Source organism: Arthrobacter sp. AOP36-C1-22 (genome assembly GCF_052377515.1).
In the GTDB taxonomy this organism is placed as follows: Bacteria; Actinomycetota; Actinomycetes; order Actinomycetales; family Micrococcaceae; genus Arthrobacter_H.
In genome coordinates, this window is the sequence record NZ_JBQSWW010000021.1 from 35,680 (window position 1) to 61,013 (window position 25,334).

A 25,334-nucleotide genomic window follows, 5' to 3' on the forward strand; every position below is an offset into this window, starting at 1 on the left:
TTCGTTGCTTACTGAGATGGTGGCCTAGAAAGGGTCCCCGTCGTAGTGCTCGAGGTCGTCCAGTCCGGGCAGATGGGGGGAGAGCTGCGGCAGGTCCGCCACGCTGTCCACCCCCAATCTTTCCAGAAAATAGCCGGTGGTCCGATACAGCATGGCACCCGAAGTCGGATCCGTCCCCTCTTCGGCGACCAAACCGCGCATCGAAAGGGTCCTGACCACGGAGTCCACGTTGACCCCGCGGATCGCCGCAATGCGGGCGCGGGAGACCGGTTGGCGGTAGGCGATCACCGCCAGGGTCTCCAGCGCCGCCTGGGACAGACGGGAGGTGGCGCCGTCCAGGACGAAGCGGGAGACAACGGGAGCAAAGTCACGTTTTGAATAGACCCGCCACCCTCCGGCAAGCTCGCGCAGCTCGAAACCGTGATGCAGGTCATAGTCGTTCTGCAGCTCGGCCAGCAGTTCGCGGACCCGCTGGACGTCCACCGCCAGGACCTCGGCCAGCCGCTGCGGGGCCACCGGCTCGTCGGCGACCATCAGCACGGCTTCGATGGCCGCCCGCGCCCCACCGGGAAGGTCATCGACGTGGGGGTCCTCGGGCGGTGGCGGCGCCCCGGCGTCGTTGCCGGTCATGGCCCCTCCTCCCCCGCCGCGGGGGCCGCCGCGACGGGTGGAGGCAGCTGATGGTCCCCGGTCACGGTTTCGGGGTCCCACGCCCCGGCATCCTGGTTCCAGCAGACCAACAGTTCCGCCAGCGGACCTGCCTGCTCGAAGCCGATGAACCGGTCACGGAACAAATCCAGCAGCGCCAGGAACCTGGCCACCACCACGGGGGTCCGGGAGTCGTCGGCCACCAGTTCGGTGAAACTGACCTGTCCGCCTCCGATCAAGCGGGTGGCGATCAGTTCGGCCTGTTCACGCACGTTCACGGCGGGGGCGTGCAGGTGCTCGATGCCGACTTCGGTCGGTTCGATCCGCTTGGGTTCCATGGCCTTGCGGGCCAGCCGGGCCAAGGTGGACGCGCTGGTGGTGAAGACCAGTTCGGGCAGCAGGGCCGCGAAACCGGGTTCCAGGGAGACCCGGCGCGGGTAGCGTTCGGCTTCGACGGCGAGGCGGTCGGAGAATTCCCCGGCGATCGCTTTGAACGCCCGGTACTGCAGCAGTCGGGCGAAGAGCAGGTCACGCGCCTCCAGTAGGGCGATGTCCTCGTCGGATTCGACCTCGCCGGTGGGCAGCAACCGGGCCGCCTTCAGATCCAGCAGGGTGGAGGCCACCACCAGGAACGACGTCGTCTCCTCCAGGGCGCCCTCCCCCGCGCCGTCGCGCAGCTCACGCAGGTAGGCGATGAATTCGTCGGTGACCTTCGCCAGGGCGATCTCGGTGACGTCGAGCTGGTGTTTGCCGATGAGGTTCAGCAGCACGTCGAAGGGCCCGGAGAAATTCTCCAGGGCCACGGCGAAGCCACCGCTGCCCTGCGGGTCGGGGGCGGCGGACGGCGACACGGTGTCCGCACGGTCCGCCGTCCTCATTACGGGGCGCCGCCGCGGCTGATGAGCTCCTTGGCCAGCATCCGGTAGGACTCCGCCCCCGGGTGGTTGGTGGCATAGCTGGTGATCGGCTCGGCGGCGACGTTGGCGTCGGCGAACTTGATCGTGCGTTTGATGACGGTCTCGAAGACCTGGTCCCCGAAGGCCTCGACGAGCCGGCCGATGACTTCCCGGGAGTGCAAGGTCCTGGCGTCGTACATCGTGGCCAGGACGCCGTCCACCTGCAGGGAGGGGTTCAACCGGTCCTGGACCTTGTCGATGGTCTCCACCAGCAGGGCCACGGCACGCAGGGCGAAGAACTCGGCGGTCAGCGGGATGATCACCCCGTGGGCTGCGGTCAGCGCATTGACGGTCAACAATCCCAACGAGGGCTGGCAGTCGATGAGGATGACGTCGTAGTCGTCGGAGACCTTGCGCAGGGCCCGTTCGAGCACCTGTTCACGGGCCACCTCGTTGACCAGCTGGACCTCGGCGGCCGAGAGGTCGATGTTCGCCGGCAACAGGTCGATGTTCTCGATGTCGGTGCCCAGGATCGCATCATGGATGCTGGTCTTGCGTTCGAGCAGCACGTTGTAGACGGTGATGTCCAGCTCATGCGGGTTGGTTCCGAATCCGGCGCTGAGGGCTCCCTGCGGGTCGAAGTCGACCAACAGCACCTTACGACCGTATTCGGCGAGCGCGGCTGCGAGGTTGATGGTCGAGGTCGTCTTGCCGACCCCGCCCTTCTGGTTCACCATCGCGATGATGCGGGCCGGGCCGTGGCTTTCCAACGGCTGTGGTTCGGGGAAATTCGTCAGGGGTCGACCGGTGGGCCCGACCACCGGCGGCTCCTTCAGCAACCCTGCTGTCCGAGTCCTCGAACCCTTTTCCTCGCTCACGGTATGAACCACGCTTCCGATCGTTGCTTACTTCTCTCACTGCCTAGCCTCTAGGCTATCGCTGCGACGGTCCGCAACCGCGCAGGTTTGCCGGCAAACGGCGAGCCTTTACCTTGAAGCTGAACTCGAGGGTTGACCCCGGGCGGACGGCTTCCACCGCCGGAAGGGCGCGGTCGACCGGTCCGCCCCATGGGCCGAACCGGTCGACGGCGAGGTGCATGAGGCGGCTAATGCGTGAGCGCCGGTTCGGGCAGGTTTTGCCCGGCTTGCGCCTCGGCCTCGGCCTCGAAAGCCTCTGGTTCCAGCGAGAGCTCATCGAACGGGCGCTGGCCGGAGAGCACCGCGCGGGTTTGCTCCATATCGATTTCGCGGGTCCACTTGCCGATCAGCAAGGTGGCGACGGCGTTGCCGGTGAAGTTCGTGAGTGCGCGGGCTTCCGACATGAACTTATCGATGCCCACGATCACTCCCATGCCGTCGAGTAGCTCGGGACGGTGTGATTGCAGACCGGCAGCCAGCGTGGCCAGTCCGGCGCCGGTGACTCCGGCGGCGCCCTTGGAAGCGATGATCATGAACACCAGCAACGATATTTGTTCGCCCAGGTTCATGGGCATCCCCATGGCGGTGGAGACGAAGAGCGAGGCCATCGTCAGGTAGATCGCCGTGCCGTCGAGGTTGAAGGAATAGCCGGTCGGCACGGTGATCCCCACCACCGGCCGGGAGACCCCGGCATGCTCCATCTTGGCCATGAGGCGCGGCAGGGCCGATTCGGAGGATGAGGTGGAGAAGATCAGCAGGTATTCCCGGGCCAGGTATTTCATCAGCTTCAGGATGTTCAGCCCCGTCACCGCCTTGAGGATCGAGCCCAGGATCACGAGGATGAACAGCGCACACGTGATGTAGAAGGAACCCATGAGGATGGCCATGGAGCCGATGGCCGCCCAGCCGGTGGCCCCCACCACTGCGGCGATGGCCCCGAAGGCGCCGATCGGGGCGGCCCACATGATCATCATCATCAGTTTGAAGACCACGCCCTGGATGTGCTGGATGCCCTTGAGCACCGCTTCCCCGGATTTGCCCATGGACTGCAGGGCGAAGCCGACCAGCAGTGCCAGCACGAGGGTGGGCAGCACCGGGATGGAACCGGGGATCAGGCTCATCAGGAAATCAACGGTTCCGCTGTCCTGATCCCCCGCGGCCGCATCGTAGGGCTGCAGATGCAGTCCTGAACCGGGGTGGATCAGGTTTCCCACGAGCAGGCCGATGGCCAGGGCAAAGGTGGACATCGTGATGAAGTAGCCCAGCGCCAGACCGCCGACCTTGCCGACCGTCGCGGCCCGGGCCACCGAGCCGACACCGAGGACGATGGTGCAGAAGATGATCGGGGCGATGATCATCTTGATCAGTGCGACGAAAGCGGTGCCCAGTGGCTTGAGCGATTTGCCGACCTCCGGGAAGACCAGTCCGATCGTCGCGCCCAGGACGACGGCGATGATGACCATGATGTACAGCCAGTGGGTCCTGTCCTTCTTCCGCACTGGAGGCTGACCGGCCGCCACGCTTCCGGGACTGGGTTCATATGCTGCTGGCTTCGTTGCCATGCCGGCTCCTTCTGCTCTTCGAAATATGGGTTCCCTCCATGGTCGGACCGAAAGTGATTCACCTCACGCTTGCGTTCATATTGGTCACGCGTCTCCGCGCCGGGTCCGCCGGTCCCCGTGCGAAACTTGGTGACGGATTCCAAGGAGGACCCCATGGCGGCGAAGGCACATCCAACGGTGCAGGGTACTTTTTCGCTGGCCAGCCGGTTGTTCCTGGCCCAGCTGCTGCTGGTCGTCCTGATCTGTGCCGCCGTCAGTGCAAGCAACTACGCCACGGCACAGACCCAGGCCCGGGAGGCGACGGCGGACCGGGTCCTCGGCATTGCGGTGACCCTCGCCAACGACCCCTTCGTGGAGGACTCCGTCACCGGTCCTGCCCCTTCTGACGCACTGCAGCCCTACACGCGGAAGGTCGATGCCATGGCACACGTCGACTTTGTGACGATCATGGCTCCCGACCGCACGCGGTTCACGCACCCGAATCCCGACGAGCTGGGCCGCCCCTATATCGGCAGCATCGATCAGGCCTTGGCCGGGCACAGCCAGGTCGAGGAATACGAGGGCACCCTCGGCCCCTCCGTCCGGGCGATCGCCCCGGTGCACGACGACGGGGGCGGGGTGATCGCGATGGTCGCCGTCGGGGTGACCCTGCAGAGCCTGTCCCTGGCTCAGGCGGCCTCCTTGCCCACGGTCCTCTGGGTGGCTCTGGCCGCGACGATCCTCGGCAGTCTCGGTTCCTGGCTGCTCAGTCGGTATTTACGCCGGGTGACCCTGGGATATGGTCCCGAGGAACTGCGCAGCCTCTTCGCCTACTACGATTCGGCACTGCATTCGCTGCGCGAAGGCCTGGTGCTCATTGATGACCACCGTCGCCTCGTGCTCTACAACGACCAGGCTGCAGACCTGTTGGCGCTCCCGCCGGCCGGAGCCTTGAAACCTGCTCCGGTGGCGGAGCTGGGACTACCCGAGACGGTCCTGGACCTCTTCGCGTCGGGCCGCAGGGCCACCGATGAGATCCATCTGACCCGCGAAAGGATCCTGGTGATCAGCCAACAGCGCGCGAGCGAACCGGATATCGGCCCTTCGCCCGTCTTTCCGTTCCGCAGGTCCGGTGGGCTGCGCCGGGGAGAGCCGGCGGCCCGTCCAACCCCGCGCCAGCTGGGCACGGTGGCCACCTTGCGTGACCACACGGAGCTGCAGGCGCTGACGGGGGAACTGGAGTCGATGAAGACGCTCTCCGAGGCGCTGCGGGCCCAGACGCACGAACATGCCAACCGGCTCCATACCGTGGCGACCATGATCGAACTTGGTCGCGAACGGGAGGCGCTGGAATTCGCCGTGCAGGACCAATACGAGTCCCAGCGGCTCACCGACGAGTTCGTGCAGTCCATCGACGAGCCGTTCCTGACCGCCCTGATGATCGGCAAGGCGGCCCAGGCCCACGAACGCGGGATCCGTTTGACGATGTCTGCCAGCGGGGACCTTCCTCCGGGGGCGCTGGATGCCCGGGATCTGGTCACCTTGACGGGCAACCTGCTCGATAACGCCTTCGATGCCGCCGCCACCTCACCGCTCCGCACCGTCTGGGCCGACTTCTCGGTGGCGGACCAGATGCTGATCATCTCCGTTGCCGATTCCGGGCCGGGGGTCGACACCGACCAGCTCGAGGAGATCTTCCGTCTCGGTGGCACGTCCAAGGGCCCCGGGGCTCCTGGGGGACGCGGACTCGGGCTGGCCCTTGTCCGGCAGGCCGTGGCCCGGCTCAACGGAACGCTCGAGGTTGAATCCGACGGTGGCGCAATCTTCACCATCACCTTGCCACTGGGCCGCCAGATCCCCGACCACCCATCATCAGGAGGTGTCGACCATGGCCACTGACCGCGAATTGCGCACGCTCATCGTCGATGACGAACCGATGACCGCCCAGGCCCACGCAGACTATGTGCGCCGGATCCCGGGCTACGTGGTCGATGCCGTCGTGCTCACCGGCGGCGGGGCGCTCGCCAGGCTCGACGCGGCGGCCACCGTCGGGGCCCCGATCGATCTGGTCCTGCTGGATATGAATCTAACCGACCTCCACGGCCTCGATGTGGCGCGGCGGATCCGCGGCCGCGGGCATACCGTGGACATCATCGCCATCACCGCCGTCCGGGATCTCCACGTGGTCAAAACGGCACTGTCGGCCGGGGTGACGCAGTACCTGATCAAGCCGTTCAGCTTCGCCGTGTTCCGGGAGAGGCTGGACAACCACCGGAACTTCCGGCTCAACCTTGCCGATGCGGAGGGCACTGCCACGCAGGCCTCGATCGACAGCGCCTTGGCTGCCTTGCGCACGGTGGCCCCCACCCGGTTGCCCAAGGGGTTGCAGGAGGAGACGCTCGCGGCGGTCTCCGGTGCCCGCCAGAGCAAACCGACGGCTTTGTCAGCCACCGAAGTCGCCGACGTCGTGCAGCTGTCCCGCGTGACCGCCCGCCGCTATCTGGAATACCTTGCCGGGGCCGATCAGGCGATCAAGTCACCGCGATATGGCACCCCGGGCCGGCCGGAATATGAATACCGTTGGCGGTAGGCACACCCGATCCTGCCGCCTCACTCCATCCGCAGGAACGGCAGCAGCGCCTCGATGACCGCGGGGTCCTCGATCGTCGAGGGTACCGAGTAGGCCTTGCCGTCGGCGATCTGACGCATCGTCTTGCGCAGGATCTTCCCGGAGCGCGTCTTGGGCAGGGCCTCGACCACCCGGACCCGGCGGAAGTCGGCCACTGGTCCGATCCGCTCACGCACCAGGGCCACCAGCTCGGTGGCGAGTTGTTCCTCGGAGGTGGAGATCCCCGATTTGAGCACCACGAAACCGCAGGCGCTCTGGCCCTTGAGGTCGTCGGCCACCCCGATGACCGCGCATTCGGCCACCGCGGGGTGGGCCCCCAGGACCTGTTCGATCGCCCCGGTGGAGAGCCGGTGCCCGGCGACGTTGATCACGTCATCGGTACGACCCATCACATAGAGATAGCCGTCCTCGTCCAGGTAGCCCGAGTCACCGGTGGTGTAGAAGCCGGGGAACTGGTCGAGGTAGGCCGAGCGGTAGCGCTCGTCTTTGCCCCACAGGGTCCGCAGCGCCCCCGGGGGCAGCGGCAGCTCCAGGACGATGTTCCCCTCCTGCCCGGGCCCGACCGGTTCGCCCAGCGGATCCAGGATCGTCACGTGGTATCCCGGGACCGGCACGGTCGGGGACCCCGGTTTGATCGGGAGTGCCTCGAGGCCCAGCAGGTTGGAGGCGATCGGCCAGCCGGTCTCCGTCTGCCACCAGTTGTCGACGATGGGCACCCCCAGGACCTTTCCGGCCCAGCTGAAGGTGTCCGGGTCCAGCCGTTCACCGGCGACGAAGAGCGCCCGCAACCGCGAGGTGTCGTAGTTCTCCAGCAGTTCCGCCCGAGGGTCCGCCTTGCGGATCGCCCGCAGCGCGGTCGGGGCCGTGAACATGACGTCGACCTCGTGTTCTGCCACGACCCGCCAGAAGGCACCGGCATCGGGGGTGCCGACCGGCTTGCCCTCGTACAGCACCGTCGTCGCCCCGGCGATCAGCGGCCCGTAGACGATGTAGGAGTGGCCCACCACCCAACCGACGTCGGAGGCGGTGAACATGGTCTCGCCGGCTTCGACTCCGTAGATGTTGCGCATCGACCATGCCATGGCCACCGCGTACCCGCCGGTATCGCGGACCACTCCCTTGGGGGACCCGGTCGTTCCGGAGGTGTAGAGGATGTAGAGGGGGTCCCCGGCGGCCATGTCCACCGGGCCCGCGGGCTCGGCCGCTGCGGTGAGGTCCTCCCAATCGAGCCACCCGGCAGGGGTGCCTCCGTATTCGGAACGGTCGTGCTGGAAGCCCTCACGGTGGTGCACGACGACGGTGCCCATTTTATGTGCCGCCGTCTCCATCGCCTCGGCAACCACCGGCAGGTATTCGACACGGCGGGCCGGTTCGACCCCGCCGGTGGCGGTGACGATGGCCTTCGGGCGGCAATCGTTGATCCGGGCCGCCAGTTCCTTCGCGGCGAACCCGCCGAAGACCACCGAGTGCACGGCCCCGATCCGGGCACAGGCCAGCATGGCGATCGCGGCCTGCGGGATCATCGGCAGATACAGGATGACCCGGTCCCCCGCCTCGATCCCCCGGTCCCGCAGGACCCCGGCGAAGCGCGAGACCTCGTCGAGCAGCTCCGCATAGGTGTAACTGCGCCGGGTCCCCAGGACCGCGGAATCGTAGACCAGGGCCGCCTGGTCCCCGCGACCGGCGGCCACATGGCGGTCCAAGGCGTTCACGGTGAGGTTCAGCCTCCCGTCCGGATACCATCCGTACAGCGGTGCCCGGGAGTCGTCCAGCCCGCGTTCGGGGCGGGTGCTCCAGTCAACCAGCGTGGCCGCTTCCAGCCAGAAGGCGGCGGGATCCTCGGTACTGGCGGCATAGGTTTCACGGTAGTCAGACATCAGGCACTCCCTCGTAGATGGGCAGGTAATGGGCCCACTCTATGGCCCGGGTCACAGAGGCTCAACCATTATGTATACATAGATCCCGAATCTACTCACGAAAACTCGATAGGACCCCCAATCCTCTGGGCATCATCTCGAGTTCTTGTATACACTGATGGTATGAAGGCAAGTGATAAGGCCTACGCGGCGCTGCGACGGGACATCGTCTCGTGGGCCCTGCCGCCGGGCTCGGTGCTCGGTGAGGTGGAGCAGGCTGAACGACTCGGCGTTTCCCGCACACCGCTGCGGGAGGCCTTGTCACGGCTGGCAGCGGATGGTCTGGCCGTATCCCAACGAGGTCGCGGGGTCGTGGTCTCCGATGTCTCCCTGGACCATGTCGATGACCTGTTTTCGCTCCGCCGGGCCCTGGAGGTCGAAGCCGCACGCAGCGCAGCCAGGACCGGCAGCCCGGCCGTCTTCAACGAACTGGCCCGACGCTTCGACGCCGCGGCCCGCACGCTCAGTGCCGCCGCCGAGCGCGATGGCTATTATTCCTTGGCTGGCGAGCTGGATGCCGCCATCGAGGACGCCGCATCCAATGCCTATCTGGCCCAGGCCCTCCAGGGCCTGCGCGTGCATCTGGCCCGGTTGCGCCGACTCTCCCATGATGCCCCGGCGCGACTGCGTGCCTCGGCCCGCGAACACGCCCAGATCGCCCGAGCCGTGGCCTCCGGGGATCCCGGACTCGCGTCGGCCGCCACGCTGCTGCACCTGCACAACAGTCTTGAACACATCAAATCCCATGCCCTACCGAAAGAGGCTTCAGCATGATCAACCACCCAGTCCGCGTCTACCGTTCGGAAGAGAACCTGCCCCGCGAGTGGCAGCTGGCCCATAAGATCGCCACCGTCGCCGCCGATCCGGTGGAGGTTTCCGCCGAGGTCACCGACATGGTCATCAACCGGGTGATCGACAACGCCTCGGTCGCCGTGGCCTCGCTGAACCGCGGCCCCATCATCGCCGCCCGCGCCCAGGCCCTCTGCCACGCACCCAGCTCCGGCGGCGCGGGCGCATCGGTCTTCGGGATCACCGAGAAGGTCTCCCCCGAGTGGGCTGCCTGGGCCAACGGGGTCGCCGTGCGTGAACTCGACTACCACGACACCTTCCTGGCCGCCGAGTATTCCCACCCCGGCGACAACATCCCTCCGATCCTCGCCGTCGCCCAGCACACCGGTGCCACCGGTGCCGACGTCGTGCGCGCCATCGCCACCGGCTACGAGATCCAGGTCGACCTGGTGAAGTCCATCTGCCTGCACGAACACAAGATCGACCACGTCGCCCACCTCGGCCCCTCCGCTGCGGCCGGAATCGGCACCCTGTTGGGTCTCGAGGTCGAGACCATCTTCCAGGCCGTCGGCCAGGGACTGCACACCACCACGGCGACCCGCCAGTCGCGCAAGGGCGAGATCTCCACCTGGAAGGCCCACGCCCCGGCCTTCGCCGGCAAGATGGCCGTCGAGGCCGCCGACCGTGCCATGCGCGGCCAGACCTCCCCCGTGCCGATCTACGAAGGCGAGGACGGCGTCATCGCCTGGATGCTCGACGGACCCGACGCCTCCTACACGGTGCCGCTGCCCGCCCCCGGTGAAACCAAGCGCGCGATCATGGATACCTACACCAAGGAGCACTCCGCCGAGTACCAGGCACAGGCGTGGATCGACCTGGCCCGCAAGCTCCATGGCGAACACCCCGAGGCCACCGACCCGGCGAACGTGAAGTCCGTGCTGATCAAGACCAGCCACCACACCCACTTCGTCATCGGTTCCGGCGCCAACGACCCGCAGAAGTACGATCCGACCGCCTCCCGAGAGACGCTGGACCACTCGATCCCGTACATCTTCACCGTGGCCCTGCAGGACGGCTCCTGGCACCACGTCGATTCCTACGCCCCCGAGCGCGCCGGGCGGGCCGACACCGTGGAACTGTGGCATAAGGTCACCACCGAAGAAGATGCCGAATGGACCCGCCGCTACCATTCGAAGGACATCGCCGAGAAGGCCTTCGGCGGATCAGTGGAGATCACGCTGAATGACGGCACGGTCATCACCGATGACATCGCCGTCGCCGACGCCCACCCCCTCGGGGCCCGTCCGTTCGCCCGCGAACAGTACATCAACAAGTTCCGCTCGCTGGCCGAAGGAATGGTCGCCCCGGAGGAGATCGAGCGTTTCATCGCGACCGCCGAGCGGCTGCCCGAGCTGGCCGCAGGGGAAATGGACCAGCTGAACATCGTGGCAGCACCGGGTGTCATCGACGCTGCCGCCGCACCGAAGGGACTGTTCTAGATGTTGTATTCCACCACCACCGCCGAGGCCAAGCGCCGCGCCCTGCGCGAGATGCTGGTCCCCGGGACTGCCCGCCAGTTCCCCGGAGCCTTCAACCCGCTCTCGGCCCGGTTGATCGAGGAAAAGGGGTTCGACGGCGTCTACATCTCCGGTGCCGTGCTCGCCAACGAACTCGGTCTGCCCGATGTCGGGCTGACCACGCTGAGTGAAGTAGCCGGCCGGGCCGGGCAGATCGCCCGGATGACCGATCTTCCGGCGATCGTCGATGCCGACACCGGTTTCGGTGAACCGATGAACGTGGCCCGCACCATCCAGGAACTCGAGCATGCAGGTCTGGCCGGTTGCCATATCGAGGACCAGTTCAACCCGAAGCGCTGCGGCCACCTCGATGGCAAGAACGTCGTGGATCTGGAGACCATGGTCAAGCGGATCGCTGCCGCCGCCGATGCCCGCAGGGATCCTAACTTCCTGATCATGGCCCGGACCGATGTGCGGGCCGTGGATGGGCTGCAGGCCGCCGTGGAGCGGGCCAAGGCCCTGGTCGATGCGGGAGCGGACGCCATCTTCCCCGAGGCGATGAAGGACCTCTCGGAGTTCGAGGCCATCTGCCAAGCCGTGGATGTGCCGGTGCTGGCGAACATGACCGAATTCGGCAAATCGGAATTGTTCACCCGTGACGAACTGGCCGCGACCGGCGTCTCCCTGGTGATCTACCCCGTGACCTTGCTGCGCAGCGCCATGGGTGCCGCCGAGCGCGTCCTGGACACCATCAGCGCCCAGGGGACCCAGCAGGAGCAGGTCCCGCAGATGCTGACCCGCGCCCGGCTGTATGATCTGGTGGACTATGAAGCGTACAACCGCTTCGATACCGGGATCTTCAATTTCCAGGTCCCCGGGCTCGAGATCGACGGCAATGGCGCAAATCTCCCATCGGGTTCAAAGGAGCAGTAAGCATGAGCGAAACCGAGACCGACATCAAAAAGGGCCTGGCCGGGGTCGTCGTCGACTACACCGCCGTCTCCAAGGTCAACCCCGAGACCAATTCCCTGCTCTACCGTGGCTACCCGGTCCAGGACCTGGCCGCCCGGAAGAGCTTCGAGGAAGTGGCGTTGCTTCTGTGGACCGGGGAACTCCCCAGCGCCTCGGAACTGGAGGAGTTCGTCTCCTTCGAGCGGTCCAATCGTGCCTTGCAGGACAACGTCAAGGCCGCAGTGGACCTGTTGCCGTTGGATTGCCACCCGATGGACGTGGCCCGGACCGCGGTTTCGGTGCTCGGGGCCAACCACCCGTTGGCCGAGGACGCATCCCCGGAGGCGGAACTGGAAAAGGCCAAGTCGTTGTTGGCCCGTTTCCCCGCGGTCCTGGCCTACGACCAGCGTCGTCGCCGGAACCAGGACGTGGTCGCCCCGCGTGATGATCTGGACTATTCGCAGAACTTCCTGTGGATGACCAACGGAGAAGAAGCACCCGCGGAGGTCGTGGACGCCTTCCGGGTGTCGATGGTCCTCTACGCGGAGCATTCGTTCAACGCCTCCACCTTCACCGCACGGGTGATCACCTCGACCCTGTCGGATATGCATTCGGCGGTCGTCGGGGCCATCGGTGCCTTGAAGGGCTCCCTGCACGGGGGTGCCAACGAAGCCGTCATGGACACCTTCGAGGAGTTGGGCATCCGCAAGGACGAGACCCGCGAGGACGCGGCCATCCGCGCCAAGAAGTGGATGGAGGAGGCCCTGGCCGCCAAGAAGAAGGTCATGGGCTTCGGACACCGCGTCTACAAGAACGGCGACTCCCGGGTGCCCACCATGAAGAAGGCACTCGATGCGATGGTCGCCTACTACGGCCGCGCCGAGATCCTGGGACTGTATGACGGGCTGGAGTCCGCCATGGCCGAGGCGAAGGACATCAAGCCCAACCTCGACTACCCCGCGGGGCCGACGTACCACCTGATGGGCTTCGACACCCAGATGTTCACCCCGTTGTTCATCGCCTCGCGTATTTCCGGCTGGACCTCGCACATCATGGAACAGCGCGCCAACAACGCGCTGATCCGCCCGCTATCGGCCTACAACGGCCCGGATCAGCGCGAGCTCTAGCGCCGGATCTACTCTCCGGCGACGGCGGTGTCGGCCCCCAACGGGGGTTCGGCACCGCCGTTCTCCGTGTCGGGGCCCCGGTGCTCGGCGGTCGGCCAGACCTGCGCGAAAAAGGGGTTCACGGCGGCGATCCGGTCGAAGTCCCACGGAGGTGCCTGGCATTCCGGGCACCAATGCCCCGCGCGGAGGACCAGGTAGGGGGTTGCCGAAAATTCGTGGCCGAAGGCGCACCGCCAGAAGGCCGGGGTATGCAGCTCACCGGGTTCCAGGGACGACCCCAGATACTCGCCTCCACGGAACGCCGCGGCCGATTGCGCCTGGACGACCCCGAGTTCGGCGTCGGGGAGCTGGTCGTCGAAGCCGTGGCTGAGCGATCGTGGCGGGCCGGGTTCGCCGATCTCCTCCGCCCATCCGGGAATGGATTCCCAGTTTGTGCGCGTCCCGAAGAAGGCCGCGATGCGCTCGTGGTCGTTTCCCTGGATCCAGTGCAGAGGTCCTTCGGGCCTCCTGGCGATCCGTTTCATCAGCAGCTCCCTCAGCAGCCAGCCCGGCACGAGCCGCGCGACCCCTGCCTTCAGGTACCAGGAGGCCTGTGAAGCGACCTGGTCAAGATATTCCTCGAAGCCGTCGCGGCGGAATTCCAGGTGCTTTTCGAGGACGTCCGAGTCAAGGAACCACTGGCAATGGAAGTTCTTCAACGCGAACCACGAACGGCGGAAGAGTTTCCGGCTCGGGGGCAGGCCCAACCTGCTGAACACCCGGTCCAGGTATTCCAGGTACCCCACGCGGAAGTCCTCACCACCACCGATGTTGTAGACGTGGCGCCAGAAGTCGTCTCCGACCCCCTCCTCGCAGGCGTTGGCCAACAGCCGGCCCGAGTCACGTGCCGTCACGAACTCGAAGACGGTGTCCAACGGCTGGTGGAACAGGATCGGGTGCAGGAGGCTCAACAATCGCGGGATGCAGATGAAGGTCTGGCGCAGTGAGACCCAGTGGGCCAAGCCGGATTCCACGACGAGCCGTTCCGCCTCGATCTTGCTGACGGCGTAGTGGTCCCCCACCGCCGGGGCGATCGGATCCCCCACACGTCCCCAATGGATCGGCGGCAGCCTGCTGCCCGTCATCGCCACGGAGCCGATCGACACCAGGTGCACGGCATCGGGATCGGGTTGTGCCCGGATCGCCCGGAGGATGTTGATGATCGACCCGACGTTGATCTGATCGGTGGCCACCGGATCACGATCCGCGGCCGGGGAAATGAGGGCGGCCGCATGGAGGACGTAATCGGCTCCGTCGACCCCTTCGAGCACCGCGGCGTAGTCACGCAGGTCGCCCCAGATGATCCGGAGTCCGGGCATGGCCATGTAGCGCCGCAAGGCACGCCGGGCCCGGAGCGAATGCTGGACCAGTATCACGAGGTCGAACTTGTCCCGGCGTCGGACCAGTTCGGCCAGTGCGGCGGAACCCATCGATCCGCTAGCCCCCGTCAGGAAGACCGTCCTCTTCGGCACGGCGCGGCGTGTGCCCCCTGCCTGATGAGCCCCGACCGGCATCGGTGTCCTTCCGTTGAAAACCGTCCTTCCGCCTCGGGGCGGTCCCCCGGTGGCAGCTGGAGTCCGGGCATTGGACCGACACCCCCTTGCAGACATCCTGCCCGAACCGCGGGCGTTCGGCCATCGACGACGATGATTGGTCGTTCGGGACGTCGCAGGGCCTCGAAAATGAGGAGTCAGGTCTCCTAGGTTACTTATCCACTAGATTATGAACGCCGCCCCTGGCTGCCGTCCTGCCGGGCCCGCCCGCGAAGGCTTGGTCCCGAGACGCGTTATGCCGGGGTGGGGAAATCGGATTCCGTGGCAGGGGCATCAGGCATTGTGCCCTCCGGCCAGGCAATCGTGGCGAAGTGCGCCACCGATTCGTTGTCATCGCCCAACCGGACCAGGGCATCGAAGCGTTCACCACGGAACAGCCGGTCCAGCCACAGCGGGGAATCCTCCCACATCCGGTCCAACGGCAGGTGCCCGACCGGATACCAGCCCGGGAGGAGTTCGTCCGAGGCGGCGGCCATGCCGGAGAATTCCGTGGTCAGGAAGACCTGGCAGTCCATATCCGCCGCGGGGTTGGCCGGGAAACGGAAATAGACCCGGGCGGCAGGTTCCAGCGTGGCCGGATCGGTGAGCACCGAGGTTTCCTCGTGCAGTTCCCGTGCCGCCGCCTGGGCCGGGCTCTCCCCCGGCTCGATCTTCCCTCCGGGGGCCACCACGTGGCCGGCGCCGAAGCCCCGTTGCTTCAGCCCCAGGAGCACTTGGCGTCCGGTGAGCCCATTCAGGATGGGCAGGCACAGGACGACCTGCACGGGTGGGGTTGCCGGTGTGGGTGCCATGATGTCGAAGATCCGTTCCTAGTGGTTTGCCCGGGGGTGCGTAGCGGCGTACACCTCGCGGAGGGTCTGGGCATTGAGCATGGTGTAGACCTGTGTGGTCGTCACCGAGGCATGGCCGAGCAGTTCCTGGACGACCCGCACATCGGCTCCGCCTTCAAGCAGATGGGTGGCGAAGGAATGCCTCAGCGTGTGCGGGGAGACGTCCTTCCCGATGCCTGAGCGTTCGGCGGCGACCTTGAGCACCGACCAGGCCGACTGCCTGCTCAACCGACCGCCCCGGAGGTTCAGGAACAGCCCGGGTGTTCCCTGGCCCTTGGCGGCCATGCCGGGGCGTCCCCGGATCAGATAGGCCTCCAGCGCCGCGGCGGCATAGGAACCCAGCGGGACCACGCGTTCCTTGGAGCCTTTGCCGAACAGACGAACGACCGCAGGACCATCGGCGGGGCGTTCCAGATGCAGGTCATCGACGTCCAGGCCCACGGCCTCGCTGATGCGCGCACCGGTGGAATACAAGAACTCCAGAAGTGCCCGGTCGCGGAGACCTGCTTCGGAGTCGGTGGGAACCGCCTCGAGGATCGAGGTCACCTCGGCAACACTGATGGCCTTGGGCAGCCGCTGCCCGGCGGCCGGGGGGTGCAGATCCGCAGCCGGGTTGTCGGTGGTGGTCCCCTCCAGGGCCCAGAACCGGTGCAGACCCCTCACCGCGACGACACAACGAGCCGCCGAACGGGCGCTGAGAGGGGCCCCTCCATCCGATCCGTCACGCAGGGATTGGGCGAACTCGGTCAAATGATGGCGGGTGATTCCCGTCGCGGACTCGATGTCCCGGCCGGCGAGAAACGTGGCGTAGCGCTGCAGGTCCCGGCGGTAGGCGGCCACGGTATTGGCCGCCATCCCCCGTTCGACGGCGACGTGCTGGAGGTAGGAGGCCAGCTCTCGAGCCAGCGGTCCGGGAATCCCCCCGCCGTCACCGGTGGCTGCCGGTTCCGGCGTCACGGCCATGGACATGTGCTCACCCGATCCCTATCCCCCGGAAGCCCGCAGACGAGGGTGGGCCGTCCATGGTTCGTCGGCAGGGCGCAGGCCGGTGAAGTCCTGGGCCCTGGCGGTGGCCGCGGCCATGACCCCGGCAACCGCCGAAAGGTTGTGGATGTTTCCGGCCAATACCGCTTGGACGGCCTCGGCGAGCGGAACCCATTCCCACTGCATTTCCGCTTCTTCCTCGGTGCGTTCGAAACGCTGGCCGGCAGGAATCAACTGCGGGTCACGGGCCAGGTAGACGCGCAATGCCTCGCTGGAGGAACCCGGTGAATTGAACATATCCACCAGGACCTCCCACCGTCCGGCCGTCAGGTCTGCTTCCTCGGCCAGTTCACGGGCCGCCGCATGCTGGGGCAGCTCCCCCTCCATGTCCAGCAGTCCCGCGGGGATCTCCCATAGCTGCATGCCCACCGGGTGGCGATATTGACGCACCAACAGGACCCGGTCCTGGTCATCCAGAACCAGGATCGCCACGGCTCCCGGGTGGGCGACGTAGTCACGCACCAGCGGTTGGCCACCTTCGGACAGTTCGAAGGTGTCCTGCAGCACGTTCCAGATCCGCCCCGAATACACGGACTCGGAGTGGAGCACGCGGCGCCGACTGATTTCGTCTACCGGTCCCGCGTCCTGTCGCTCGGGGGTCGCCATGGTCTATCGACCGGCTTTCTGGTGGTCCAGCCCCGCCTTGATCAGCCCGGCGAACAGCGGGTGCGGCCTGGTCGGACGCGAGCTCAGTTCCGGGTGCGCCTGGGTGGAGACGTAGTACGGGTGCTTCTCGGCCGGCAGTTCCACGAATTCAACCAGGTCGCCGTCCGGGGAAGTCCCCGAGAAGACCAGTCCGGCTTCCTCCAACTGCTTGCGGTAGTTGTTGTTGACCTCATAGCGGTGGCGGTGGCGTTCGGAGACCTGCGTGGCTCCGTAGGTCGCGGCCACGACCGTGCCTTCGCCCAGGGTCGCGTCGTAGAGCCCCAGACGCATCGTGCCTCCCAAATCGCCCTCGCCGTCGACGATGTGCTGCTGTTCGGCCATCGTGGCGATGACCGGGTGCACCGAATCGGGCTCGAACTCGGTCGAGGACGCCTCGGCCAGGCCGGCGACGTTGCGGGCGTATTCGATGACCATCGACTGCAGGCCCAGGCACAGGCCCAGGGTCGGCATGCCGGTTTCGCGGGCGAATTTCAAGGCCCCGAGTTTGCCGTCAAGCCCACGGATGCCGAAGCCTCCGGGAACACAGATGGCGTCCACCCCGTGCAGGGACTTCTTGGCTCCTGCCTCGGTGGCGCAGTCGTCGGAAGGGACCCAGCGGATCTTGACCCGGGCGCCGTTGGCGAATCCGCCGGCGCGCAGCGCCTCGGTGACGGAAAGGTAGGCGTCGGGTAGCTCGATGTACTTGCCGACCAATGCCACTTCGAGCTCATGGTCCGGGTGATGGACCGCATGCAGCAGGCGGGTCCATTGGGTCCAGTCGACATCCTTGAACTTCAGGCCCAGGGACTGCACGATGTAGGCGTCCAGTCCCTGGTCGTGGATCGTCACGGGGATGTCGTAGATGCTCGGGGCATCGGCGCAGTTGATGACTGCCTCCGGATCGACGTCACAGGTGCGGCCGAGCTTCTCCCGCATCTCAGTCGGGATTTCGCGGTCCGAACGGATCACCAGGGCGTCGGGCTGGATGCCGATCGAGCGCAATGCCGCCACCGAGTGCTGGGTCGGCTTGGTCTTCAGCTCGTGGGATGGGCCGATATAAGGCACCAACGACACGTGAACGAAGAACACATTATTCCGGCCGACGTCCTGGCGGACCTGACGGGCGGATTCGAGGAAGGGCTGCGATTCGATGTCTCCGACGGTGCCACCGATTTCGGTGATGATCACGTCGGGGGCGTCCTCCGCCTCGGACGGCAGCCGCATGCGACGCTTGATCTCGTCGGTGATATGCGGGATGACCTGGACGGTATCACCCAAGTAGTCACCGCGACGTTCCTTTTCGATGACCCGGGAGTAGACCTGTCCCGTGGTCACGTTGGCCGAACCGTCGAGGTTCTCGTCCAGGAAGCGTTCGTAGTGGCCGATGTCGAGATCCGTCTCGGACCCATCATCGGTGACGAAGACTTCGCCGTGTTGGAAGGGGTTCATCGTGCCGGGATCCACGTTCAGATATGGATCCAGTTTCTGCATGGTCACCGTGAGGCCACGTGCCCGCAGCAGGTGACCGAGGCTGGAAGCCGTCAGCCCCTTTCCGAGGGACGACGCCACACCACCGGTGACAAAGATCTGCTTGGTAGTTTCGGACCGGGACTTGGAAATTGTTCGCTGCACCACGGGGTTCGAGCCTATCATCTATTTGCTGGACGGGTTGTCGTCAATCTATCTCCCGGACGCTGGTATCCGCGTCCGGAAAAGCTATGTCACGAAGCTCGATACGGCCTGACGAGCGCTTTCAAGCAATTCCTCCGCATGCGCCTGGGCCGTGTCGGAGTCTTCGGCCCCGGCCAGCATGCGAGCCAATTCACGGACGCGATCGCCTTCCTCGAGCCGGACGACGTCGCTGGCCGTGAAGCCCGCGCCTTCCTGTGCTTGGGCATCGGAGTTCTTGATCACGCGGATATGGCGCTGGGCGTAGGCGGCGACCTGGGGCAGGTGGGTCACCACGATCACCTGGACATGACGGGCCAGCATGGCCAGCCGTTTTCCGATCTCAACGGCCGCCTTGCCGCCCACGCCGGAGTCGACCTCGTCGAAGACGAACGTCGGAACCGGGTCGGTTTCGGCCAGCACGACCTCGATCGCCAACATGACCCGCGATAGTTCGCCGCCCGAGGCCCCTTTGCCCAGGGGGCGGGGAGCGCTGCCGGCATGGGGTTGCAACAGCATCGAGATCTGATCGGCCCCATGCCTGACCGGTTCCTCGGCGTCAGTGACTTCCACGACGAAACGGGCATCGGGCATCGCCAGCGCCATCAGCTCGGAGCTGACGCGTTCGGAGAGCCGCTGTGCGGCGTCACGGCGAAGGGCACTGAGTGCCGCAGCCTGTTCCGTCAGCCGCCCTTGCAAGCCGTCCAGCTGGGCCTGGAGCGACTCAACCCGTCCGGTGTCGTCCTGCAGGTCCATATGCCGCCTCCGGGCCGTCTCGGACCAACTGATGACTTCGTCGATGGTGGGAGCGTATTTCCGGATCAGCTGGTTCAGGGCCGAACGGCGTTCCTCGACCTCGGCCAGCCGGCCGGGTCCGTCCCCGTCCAAGGTGCCCAGGTAGCTACCCAGTTCCATGGACACATCGGCGACCAGGATGCCGATCTCGTTGACCCGGTTCCCGAGCGTCTGCAGCTCGGGGTCGTCATCGGCGACGAGCTCGAGGGAACGCCGGGCCACCTCGACCAGGCCGACGGCGTTGGGGTCCTCGCTGAATTCATCTCCACTGAGTGCCGCGTGGGCGGTGACGGCAGCAGAACGGAGTCCTTCCACGTTCCCCAGCTTCTGGGCCTCGGCCTTGAGTTCCTCGTCTTCGCCGGGCAGTGGTTCAACGGCATCGATTTCCTCCAAGGCCAGCTGCAGGGATTCCGCTTCGCGGGCCCGCTCACGGGATGCGGAGGTGATCTCCTCCAGCTCCACGGACACGGCCTTCCAGCCATCGAAGGTCTCCTGGTAGGCCGAGCGCGCAGCGGCCAGCTCGGGACCGCCGAATTTGTCGAGGGATTCACGTTGGGCCACCGCACTGCGCAGACGCAGCTGGTCGCTTTGCCCATGAACAGCCACCAGGTGGGAACCCAGTTCCGAGAGCAACCCGACCGGAGCGGCCGTGCCACCGACGGCGGCCTTGCTCCGGCCCTCGGCGCTGAGGATGCGCGCCAGGATCAGCTCGGCATCCCCCGCGTGTTCTTCAACCAGGGCACCGCTGTCTTCGGCCCGCGCCAAAGCCGGGCTATCGGAGGGTAGACGCAATATTGCCTCGGCCACTGCCTGCTTGGCTCCGTGGCGGACGGCACCGGCGTCGGCCCGGTTGCCCAGGAGGAGCCCCAGGGCAGTGACGACCATGGTCTTGCCTGCACCGGTTTCGCCGGTCACGACGGTGAAGCCCGGATCCAGTTCCAGTGTGGCCCTGGTGATGACGCCGAGGTCCGAGATGCGGATCTCCTCGATCATGGGTGCTGCTCCGTATCGGGACGCGGCTGGTAGTGGCGGGGCTCGATGACTTGCAGGGGCGAGGTCACCACCGGTAGCGAGGACGTGGCGGTATCACGGTGTGCATCATCCACGGGGCCACGCCAACCGCTGGTGGGCAGTTCAAATTTGCGGACCAGCCGCTCGCTGAACGGCGTGCGGTTCACGCGGGCCAGTCGCACGGGTTTCGTGGAGCGGGTCACTTCGACGCGGGATCCGGGCGGCAGATCCAGGGTGCGGCGGCCGTCACACCACAGCACTCCGCTGGCATCGGTACGCGTCAACATCTCGATCGCCATGGTCGACGTCGGGGCGACCACCAGTGGTTTGGCGAACAGTGCATGGGCGGAAATCGGCACCAGGATCAAGGCCTCGACACCGGGCCAGACCACCGGTCCCCCGGCGGAGAAGGCATAAGCGGTCGAGCCGGTCGGCGTGGCCATGACCATCCCATCACATCCGAAGGTGCTGATGGGGCGGCCGTCGACCTCCATGACGACCTCGATCATCCGTTCCCGGTTGGCCTTTTCCACGGCGGCCTCGTTCAAGGCCCAGGTATGGGCAATCCTCCGGTTTCCGAGCCAGACCTGCACATCGATGGCCATGCGTTCCTCGACCACGTAGTGCCGGTTCACGACCCAGTCGACGGTATGGCGTAGATCAGCCCGCTCGCTCTCGGCCAGGAATCCGACATGGCCCAGATTGACGCCCAACAGCGGGACCGCCGATTCGCGCACCATTTCCGCCGCACGCAGCACGGTGCCATCGCCGCCGAGGACCATGCCGAGATCGATATCGCTCAGGGAGACGTCTTCGTCGAGGATCTGCACTTCGAGGCTCTTGCCATCGGGGGCGTTGCGCAGGTTTCGGAGTTCGTCACGTCGCATCACGGGGATGAGCCCGGAGTCACGCAACCGAAGACAGGTATCCAACGCCGCTCTCAGGGCGTCTTCCCTCCCGGTATGCGCCAGGACGAGTATTCGTCTCATGCGTTCCTTCCCTTTTGTGAACCTACTTCACGGTAGACGAAGGCATGCTTCTGCCCGGTTCCTGACACGGAATCGTCCGGCCGGAACGGGTCCCCTTCAAGAGTAGTCAACTTCTGGCAATGCGGGGGTCTCCGCGTCCGGTTGTGGAAGGTCTGCGGTGGCTACGCGGCTCAGCCGCAGGAAGAACTCCACGTTTCCGTCTTGTCCGGGCAAGGGACTGCGGGCCAGGCCGGCCAGGGACAGTCCCGCCTCCCGAGCCGCCTGGACGACCCCTTCGACGGACCGGCGGCGCAATTCCGCGCTGGTCACCACACCGGTGCGCCCGAGGTTGTCCCGTCCCACTTCGAATTGGGGTTTGACCATCAGGACCAGGTCCCCACCCGGGCGGGTCACCCCGGCCAGGGGGCCTACGACCAGACGCAGTGAAATGAAGGACAGATCCGCGACGACGAGGTCGACGGGACCACCGATCATCTCGCGGGTCACCCCGCGGATGTTCATCCCCTCGTGCACATCGACCCGCGGGTCATCGCGGATCTGGCGCACGAGTTGGTCGTGTCCGACGTCGACGGAGACCACCTGCCCGGCGCCGTTGCGCAGGAGGACCTCCGTGAATCCACCGGTCGATGCTCCCGCGTCCAGACACCGACGGCCCCGGACCAGCACGTCGGTGAAGACCCCCAGCGCGCCGGCGAGCTTATGTCCGGCCCGGCTGACGTATTCCTCTCCCTCGGCCTCGCTGACGGCCAGGTCCTGGGCTTCCGCCACGGCCTTCGCCGCCCGGGTGACCTTTTGGCCATCGACACTCACCCGGGAATCGGCAATCAGCTGGGCGGCATGGGTCCGTGAACGGGCCAGGCCACGGGCGACGAGCTCCTGGTCGAGTCTGCTCATGCTTCGGAAGGGTCCTCATCGAGCGTGCGCTGCAGAGCTTCGTGCAGCTTCGAATAGACCGCCTCGTGGTCTTCTGCGGGCAGCCCGTCCACCGCCTTCAGCGATTCGAGTTGTGCATCAACAACGGCATCACCGGTCGTGTCGGTGTCCGGTCCGTCTTCTGGGGTGTCCATGGGGGTCCTCCTGGTCTGCAGGGCGGCGATGACGACGCCGTCCGGCGCCCTTATGAGTTGAAGCTGATTTCCGGCGTCGTCCGCTCCGTTGCATGCGGATTCGCGTACCACCAGGCACAGCACGCTGCCCGCCAGCTATTGAGGTCCTCCCGCGAACCCTCCACGGTGATCTTCCCGTTCTCCACCCCGGCACGGGAGTGCCCGCACACGATCTGTTTCCCGGTGGCCTGCACGATCGGATAGTCCAGGTACAGCTCCGCGAGGGTTCCCAGCAGGAACCTGGGCCGCTGATCTGCCGGGGCCCCCAGCACGGCAGCAGGATCGTCCACCCCGGTGAGGACCACGGCCGTGGCGAACCCGGCACGGTTGCCACCGAGGATGTCGGTATCTAGACGGTCGCCGACCACCAGTGGTTTGGAGGCCTCGAGTTGCTCCGCGGCAACCTGGAAAAGCAGGGGTTCTGGCTTGCCGGCGATGAGCGGTTCCGCCGAAGTCGCCGAGGATACCGCCCGCACCAGGGCTCCGTTGCCCGGGGCAAGCCCGCGGGCCCGTGGAATGGTCATATCGGTATTCGTGGCCACCCACATCGCCCCCGCGTTCAGCGCATGGGCTGCTTCGGCCAGATCGCACCAGTTCACATCCGGGTCGAACCCCTGGATGACTGCTGCCGGGGATTCCTCGGCAGACTCCGCCAGTGTCATGCCGCGGGACACCACACAATCACGCAGGTAGGCGCTACCCACCACGAGGACCTTGCTCTGGGGAGGAATGCGCTCGGCCAGGAGGTCTGCGCCGGCATCGGCCGAACCGAAGACCGTACCTGCCTCGGCGGGAGCCCCGAGTTGGCGGATATGCCGCGCAACCACTTCAGGGGACCGCGAGGCATTATTGGTGATGTAGGCAAGCTCGACGCCCATACCGGCCAAACGTCCCAATGCCTCGGGGGCACCTTCGATGGCGTTGGGCCCGGTATAGACGACTCCGTCCAGATCCGAAAGAACGGCGTCGAAGCAGGAAATCAACATGACGCGCTCGGCTCCTACTGTTCCGGCTCGGGAGCGCTCGAGGCAGTATCCGACTCGGTGGAGTCGGAGCCGACGCTCGAGGATGCCTCGGCGGCCTTGTCGGAGGTGTCTCCTGCCGCTTCCGGGCTCGTGCCTGCGTGGTTGATGAAGTCCCGTGCACGGGGCTTGTCATCCTCGATGGAGTCCTCGTCGTCACCAAGATCCATGATGTCCGGATCCTGGAATTCGCCGACTCCAAGGGCACGTTCAGCCAGGGAAATCTGTCGACGCCAGAGTTCGGCTTCGCCCTGCTTCCCCACCGCTTCGAGTGCCATCGCATAGGCCTCGAACAGGCGGGGGCTGAAGGAGAACGCCCGGTTGATGTCGAGTTGTGGAATCTGCAGTTCACTCACGGCAGCGTCTCTGTTGCCGAGGTCGGACTGGGCCCCGGCAGCCACGATGGCCATTTCCACACGTCCAGGAGTGTCCAATGTCGTCGCTTCTTCACTGTGGGCCGTCTCCAGCGCCTTCTCCGGCTTACCGAGTCCACGCTCGCAGTCGGCCATGACAGGAAGATGGATGTTGGAGCCGCTGATCCTCCGGAAGGTGCGGAATTCGCGAAGAGCTTCGGCGTAGTTGCCTGCGGTGTAGGCAGTGAGGCCAACGGCTTCGCGCACGACAGCAACACGCCCACCGCGCCGGCTGGCGGCCATGGCGTGCTCATAGGCGATTTCCGGTTCGAAATCTATCAGACGCCCGGCCATCACCAGGTGCTTGGCCACCCAATCAAAGTTCTTTTCGTCGAGGTAGCGCAACTCGGCGCGCGTGATGCGGTCCAGTTCCTTCCCCGTGACATCGGAATCGATCTCGGGAGAGCGCGGGCGGTCGGCCCTGTTGGAGACCCGCAGGTCTGCAGGGTTGTGCGCGGGGCGTTCCCCTTCTTCCAGACCGGGGAAATTGCGCCTGGTGTCGTCACCGCGCTTCAGTTCACGAGGTGGAGCTGACTGATGCCTGTTGTGGGAGCCTCCCTCGGAGCGCTGAGGCTTGCCACGGTAACCGCCATCGCGACGGTCGCTGCCACCGCGGAAGCCACCTTCACGACGATCATTCCCACCACGGTAGCCGCCCTCAGAGCGATCGCTACCGCCACGGTAACCACCCTCACGTCGGTCACTGCCACCGCGGAAGCCACCTTCACGACGATCATTCCCACCGCGGAAGCCACCCTCGGAGCGATCGCTACCGCCACGGTAGCCACCCTCACGACGATCACTGCCACCGCGCGGGCCACCTTCACGACGATCATTCCCACCGCGGAAACCGCCCTCGGAGCGATCACTACCGCCACGGTAGCCACCCTCACGACGATCATTCCCACCGCGGAAGCCACCCTCACGACGATCACTGCCACCGCGCGGGCCACCTTCACGACGATCATTCCCACCGCGGAAACCGCTCTCGCGGCCTGGGCGGTCCTTACCGCCGGCTCCCTTGGACTTATCGTCCCGCGGGCCTCGGAAATTATTGCGTTCGTCAGCCACGGTGGCCGTTCCTCTCTGAGATCCGGCCATGCCGCATCTGGGTTACTGCTCGGGCCCCTCGGAAGTGCCCAAGGGGAAAAGTACTTTAACTCAATCTTAGACGAATCGTCCGTAAGTTTGCCGACGAGGCGGAACTGGCGGCTGCCGGGATACCAACAGGTGCCGTTAACGAGTTGAGGCCCTCAACCAAGGGCTGAGGGCCTCAACTACTAAAATA

The 25,334-nt window shown here is 66.0% G+C and carries 23 protein-coding genes; 6 read left to right on the top strand and 17 right to left on the bottom strand.

Going from position 1 to position 25,334, the window contains the following annotated elements; genetic code table 11:
• Positions 1–24: 24 nt before the first annotated feature.
• The 4 genes from scpB to ACT3S6_RS11880 all read right to left on the bottom strand — a co-directional run bounded on the left by scpB (position 25) and on the right by ACT3S6_RS11880 (position 4,023).
• Positions 25–630, bottom strand: a complete 606-nt coding sequence (gene scpB / locus ACT3S6_RS11865; RefSeq protein ID WP_444555126.1) for an SMC-Scp complex subunit ScpB — start codon at positions 628–630, stop codon at positions 25–27.
• Entirely contained in the window at positions 627–1,499 is an 873-nt protein-coding gene (locus tag ACT3S6_RS11870) for a segregation and condensation protein A (RefSeq protein ID WP_444555127.1), read from the bottom strand. Before ACT3S6_RS11870 ends, scpB begins: the two co-directional genes overlap by 4 nt.
• A gap of 26 nt (positions 1,500–1,525) precedes the next feature.
• A complete protein-coding gene (locus ACT3S6_RS11875) occupies positions 1,526–2,422 on the bottom strand; it encodes a ParA family protein (RefSeq protein WP_444555128.1) in 897 nt (298 codons plus the stop codon).
• Positions 2,423–2,649: 227 nt separating this feature from the next.
• Entirely contained in the window at positions 2,650–4,023 is a 1,374-nt protein-coding gene (locus ACT3S6_RS11880) for a cation:dicarboxylate symporter family transporter (protein ID WP_444555129.1), read from the bottom strand.
• Positions 4,024–4,176: 153 nt separating this feature from the next.
• Here ACT3S6_RS11880 and ACT3S6_RS11885 point away from each other — a divergent pair, with 153 nt between their 5' ends.
• Entirely contained in the window at positions 4,177–5,901 is a 1,725-nt protein-coding gene (locus ACT3S6_RS11885) for a sensor histidine kinase (protein ID WP_444555130.1), read from the top strand.
• Positions 5,891–6,592, top strand: coding sequence for a response regulator (locus ACT3S6_RS11890; RefSeq protein WP_444555131.1), 702 nt, complete (start codon positions 5,891–5,893; stop codon positions 6,590–6,592). The genes ACT3S6_RS11885 and ACT3S6_RS11890 overlap by 11 nt, the downstream gene beginning before the upstream one ends.
• Positions 6,593–6,612: 20 nt before the next feature.
• Here ACT3S6_RS11890 and ACT3S6_RS11895 read toward each other — a convergent pair whose 3' ends face one another.
• Complete coding sequence (locus ACT3S6_RS11895; protein ID WP_444555132.1) at positions 6,613–8,508, bottom strand: propionyl-CoA synthetase; 1,896 nt, start codon at positions 8,506–8,508, stop codon at positions 6,613–6,615.
• A gap of 162 nt (positions 8,509–8,670) precedes the next feature.
• On the opposite strand from ACT3S6_RS11895, the gene ACT3S6_RS11900 reads away from it, so the two are divergent.
• From ACT3S6_RS11900 to ACT3S6_RS11915, 4 genes are read left to right on the top strand one after another with little or no spacing between them, the layout of a single operon-like run.
• Positions 8,671–9,321, top strand: coding sequence for a GntR family transcriptional regulator (locus tag ACT3S6_RS11900; protein ID WP_444555133.1), 651 nt, complete (start codon positions 8,671–8,673; stop codon positions 9,319–9,321).
• The gene (locus ACT3S6_RS11905) at positions 9,318–10,835 is read left to right on the top strand and encodes an MmgE/PrpD family protein (RefSeq protein WP_444555134.1); all 1,518 of its coding nucleotides are present in this window, start codon (positions 9,318–9,320) and stop codon (positions 10,833–10,835) included. Before ACT3S6_RS11900 ends, ACT3S6_RS11905 begins: the two co-directional genes overlap by 4 nt.
• Complete coding sequence (prpB, locus tag ACT3S6_RS11910; RefSeq protein ID WP_444555135.1) at positions 10,836–11,786, top strand: methylisocitrate lyase; 951 nt, start codon at positions 10,836–10,838, stop codon at positions 11,784–11,786. It abuts the gene before it with no gap.
• A gap of 2 nt (positions 11,787–11,788) precedes the next feature.
• Positions 11,789–12,931 (top strand): bifunctional 2-methylcitrate synthase/citrate synthase, encoded by a 1,143-nt coding sequence (locus ACT3S6_RS11915; protein ID WP_444555136.1) that lies wholly within the window; start codon positions 11,789–11,791, stop codon positions 12,929–12,931.
• A gap of 8 nt (positions 12,932–12,939) precedes the next feature.
• Here ACT3S6_RS11915 and ACT3S6_RS11920 read toward each other — a convergent pair whose 3' ends face one another.
• The 12 genes from ACT3S6_RS11920 to ACT3S6_RS11975 all read right to left on the bottom strand — a co-directional run bounded on the left by ACT3S6_RS11920 (position 12,940) and on the right by ACT3S6_RS11975 (position 25,014).
• Positions 12,940–14,580, bottom strand: a complete 1,641-nt coding sequence (locus ACT3S6_RS11920; protein ID WP_444555137.1) for an NAD-dependent epimerase/dehydratase family protein — start codon at positions 14,578–14,580, stop codon at positions 12,940–12,942.
• A gap of 176 nt (positions 14,581–14,756) precedes the next feature.
• Complete coding sequence (locus ACT3S6_RS11925) at positions 14,757–15,314, bottom strand: NUDIX domain-containing protein (RefSeq protein WP_444555138.1); 558 nt, start codon at positions 15,312–15,314, stop codon at positions 14,757–14,759.
• Positions 15,315–15,332: 18 nt separating this feature from the next.
• On the bottom strand, positions 15,333–16,316 hold the full coding sequence (xerD, locus tag ACT3S6_RS11930; RefSeq protein ID WP_444555152.1) for a site-specific tyrosine recombinase XerD: 984 nt from the start codon (positions 16,314–16,316) through the stop codon (positions 15,333–15,335).
• Between the two features lie 21 nt (positions 16,317–16,337).
• Entirely contained in the window at positions 16,338–17,003 is a 666-nt protein-coding gene (locus tag ACT3S6_RS11935) for an NUDIX domain-containing protein (RefSeq protein WP_444555139.1), read from the bottom strand.
• Between the two features lie 3 nt (positions 17,004–17,006).
• Entirely contained in the window at positions 17,007–18,695 is a 1,689-nt protein-coding gene (locus ACT3S6_RS11940; protein WP_444555140.1) for a CTP synthase, read from the bottom strand.
• 63 nt (positions 18,696–18,758) lie between these two features.
• Positions 18,759–20,498: a DNA repair protein RecN gene (gene recN, locus ACT3S6_RS11945; protein ID WP_444555141.1), complete on the bottom strand. Its 1,740-nt coding sequence runs from the start codon at positions 20,496–20,498 to the stop codon at positions 18,759–18,761.
• Positions 20,495–21,505, bottom strand: coding sequence for an NAD kinase (locus tag ACT3S6_RS11950; protein WP_444555142.1), 1,011 nt, complete (start codon positions 21,503–21,505; stop codon positions 20,495–20,497). Before ACT3S6_RS11950 ends, recN begins: the two co-directional genes overlap by 4 nt.
• Positions 21,506–21,601: 96 nt before the next feature.
• Complete coding sequence (locus ACT3S6_RS11955; RefSeq protein WP_444555143.1) at positions 21,602–22,399, bottom strand: TlyA family RNA methyltransferase; 798 nt, start codon at positions 22,397–22,399, stop codon at positions 21,602–21,604.
• On the bottom strand, positions 22,396–22,572 hold the full coding sequence (locus tag ACT3S6_RS11960; RefSeq protein WP_444555144.1) for a hypothetical protein: 177 nt from the start codon (positions 22,570–22,572) through the stop codon (positions 22,396–22,398). The genes ACT3S6_RS11955 and ACT3S6_RS11960 overlap by 4 nt, the downstream gene beginning before the upstream one ends.
• 50 nt (positions 22,573–22,622) lie before the next feature.
• On the bottom strand, positions 22,623–23,597 hold the full coding sequence (locus ACT3S6_RS11965) for an HAD-IIA family hydrolase (protein WP_444555145.1): 975 nt from the start codon (positions 23,595–23,597) through the stop codon (positions 22,623–22,625).
• Positions 23,598–23,611: 14 nt separating this feature from the next.
• The gene (locus ACT3S6_RS11970; protein ID WP_444555146.1) at positions 23,612–24,358 is read right to left on the bottom strand and encodes a hypothetical protein; all 747 of its coding nucleotides are present in this window, start codon (positions 24,356–24,358) and stop codon (positions 23,612–23,614) included.
• 200 nt (positions 24,359–24,558) lie between these two features.
• Positions 24,559–25,014: a hypothetical protein gene (locus ACT3S6_RS11975; protein WP_444555147.1), complete on the bottom strand. Its 456-nt coding sequence runs from the start codon at positions 25,012–25,014 to the stop codon at positions 24,559–24,561.
• Between the last annotated feature and the right edge of the window lie 320 nt (positions 25,015–25,334).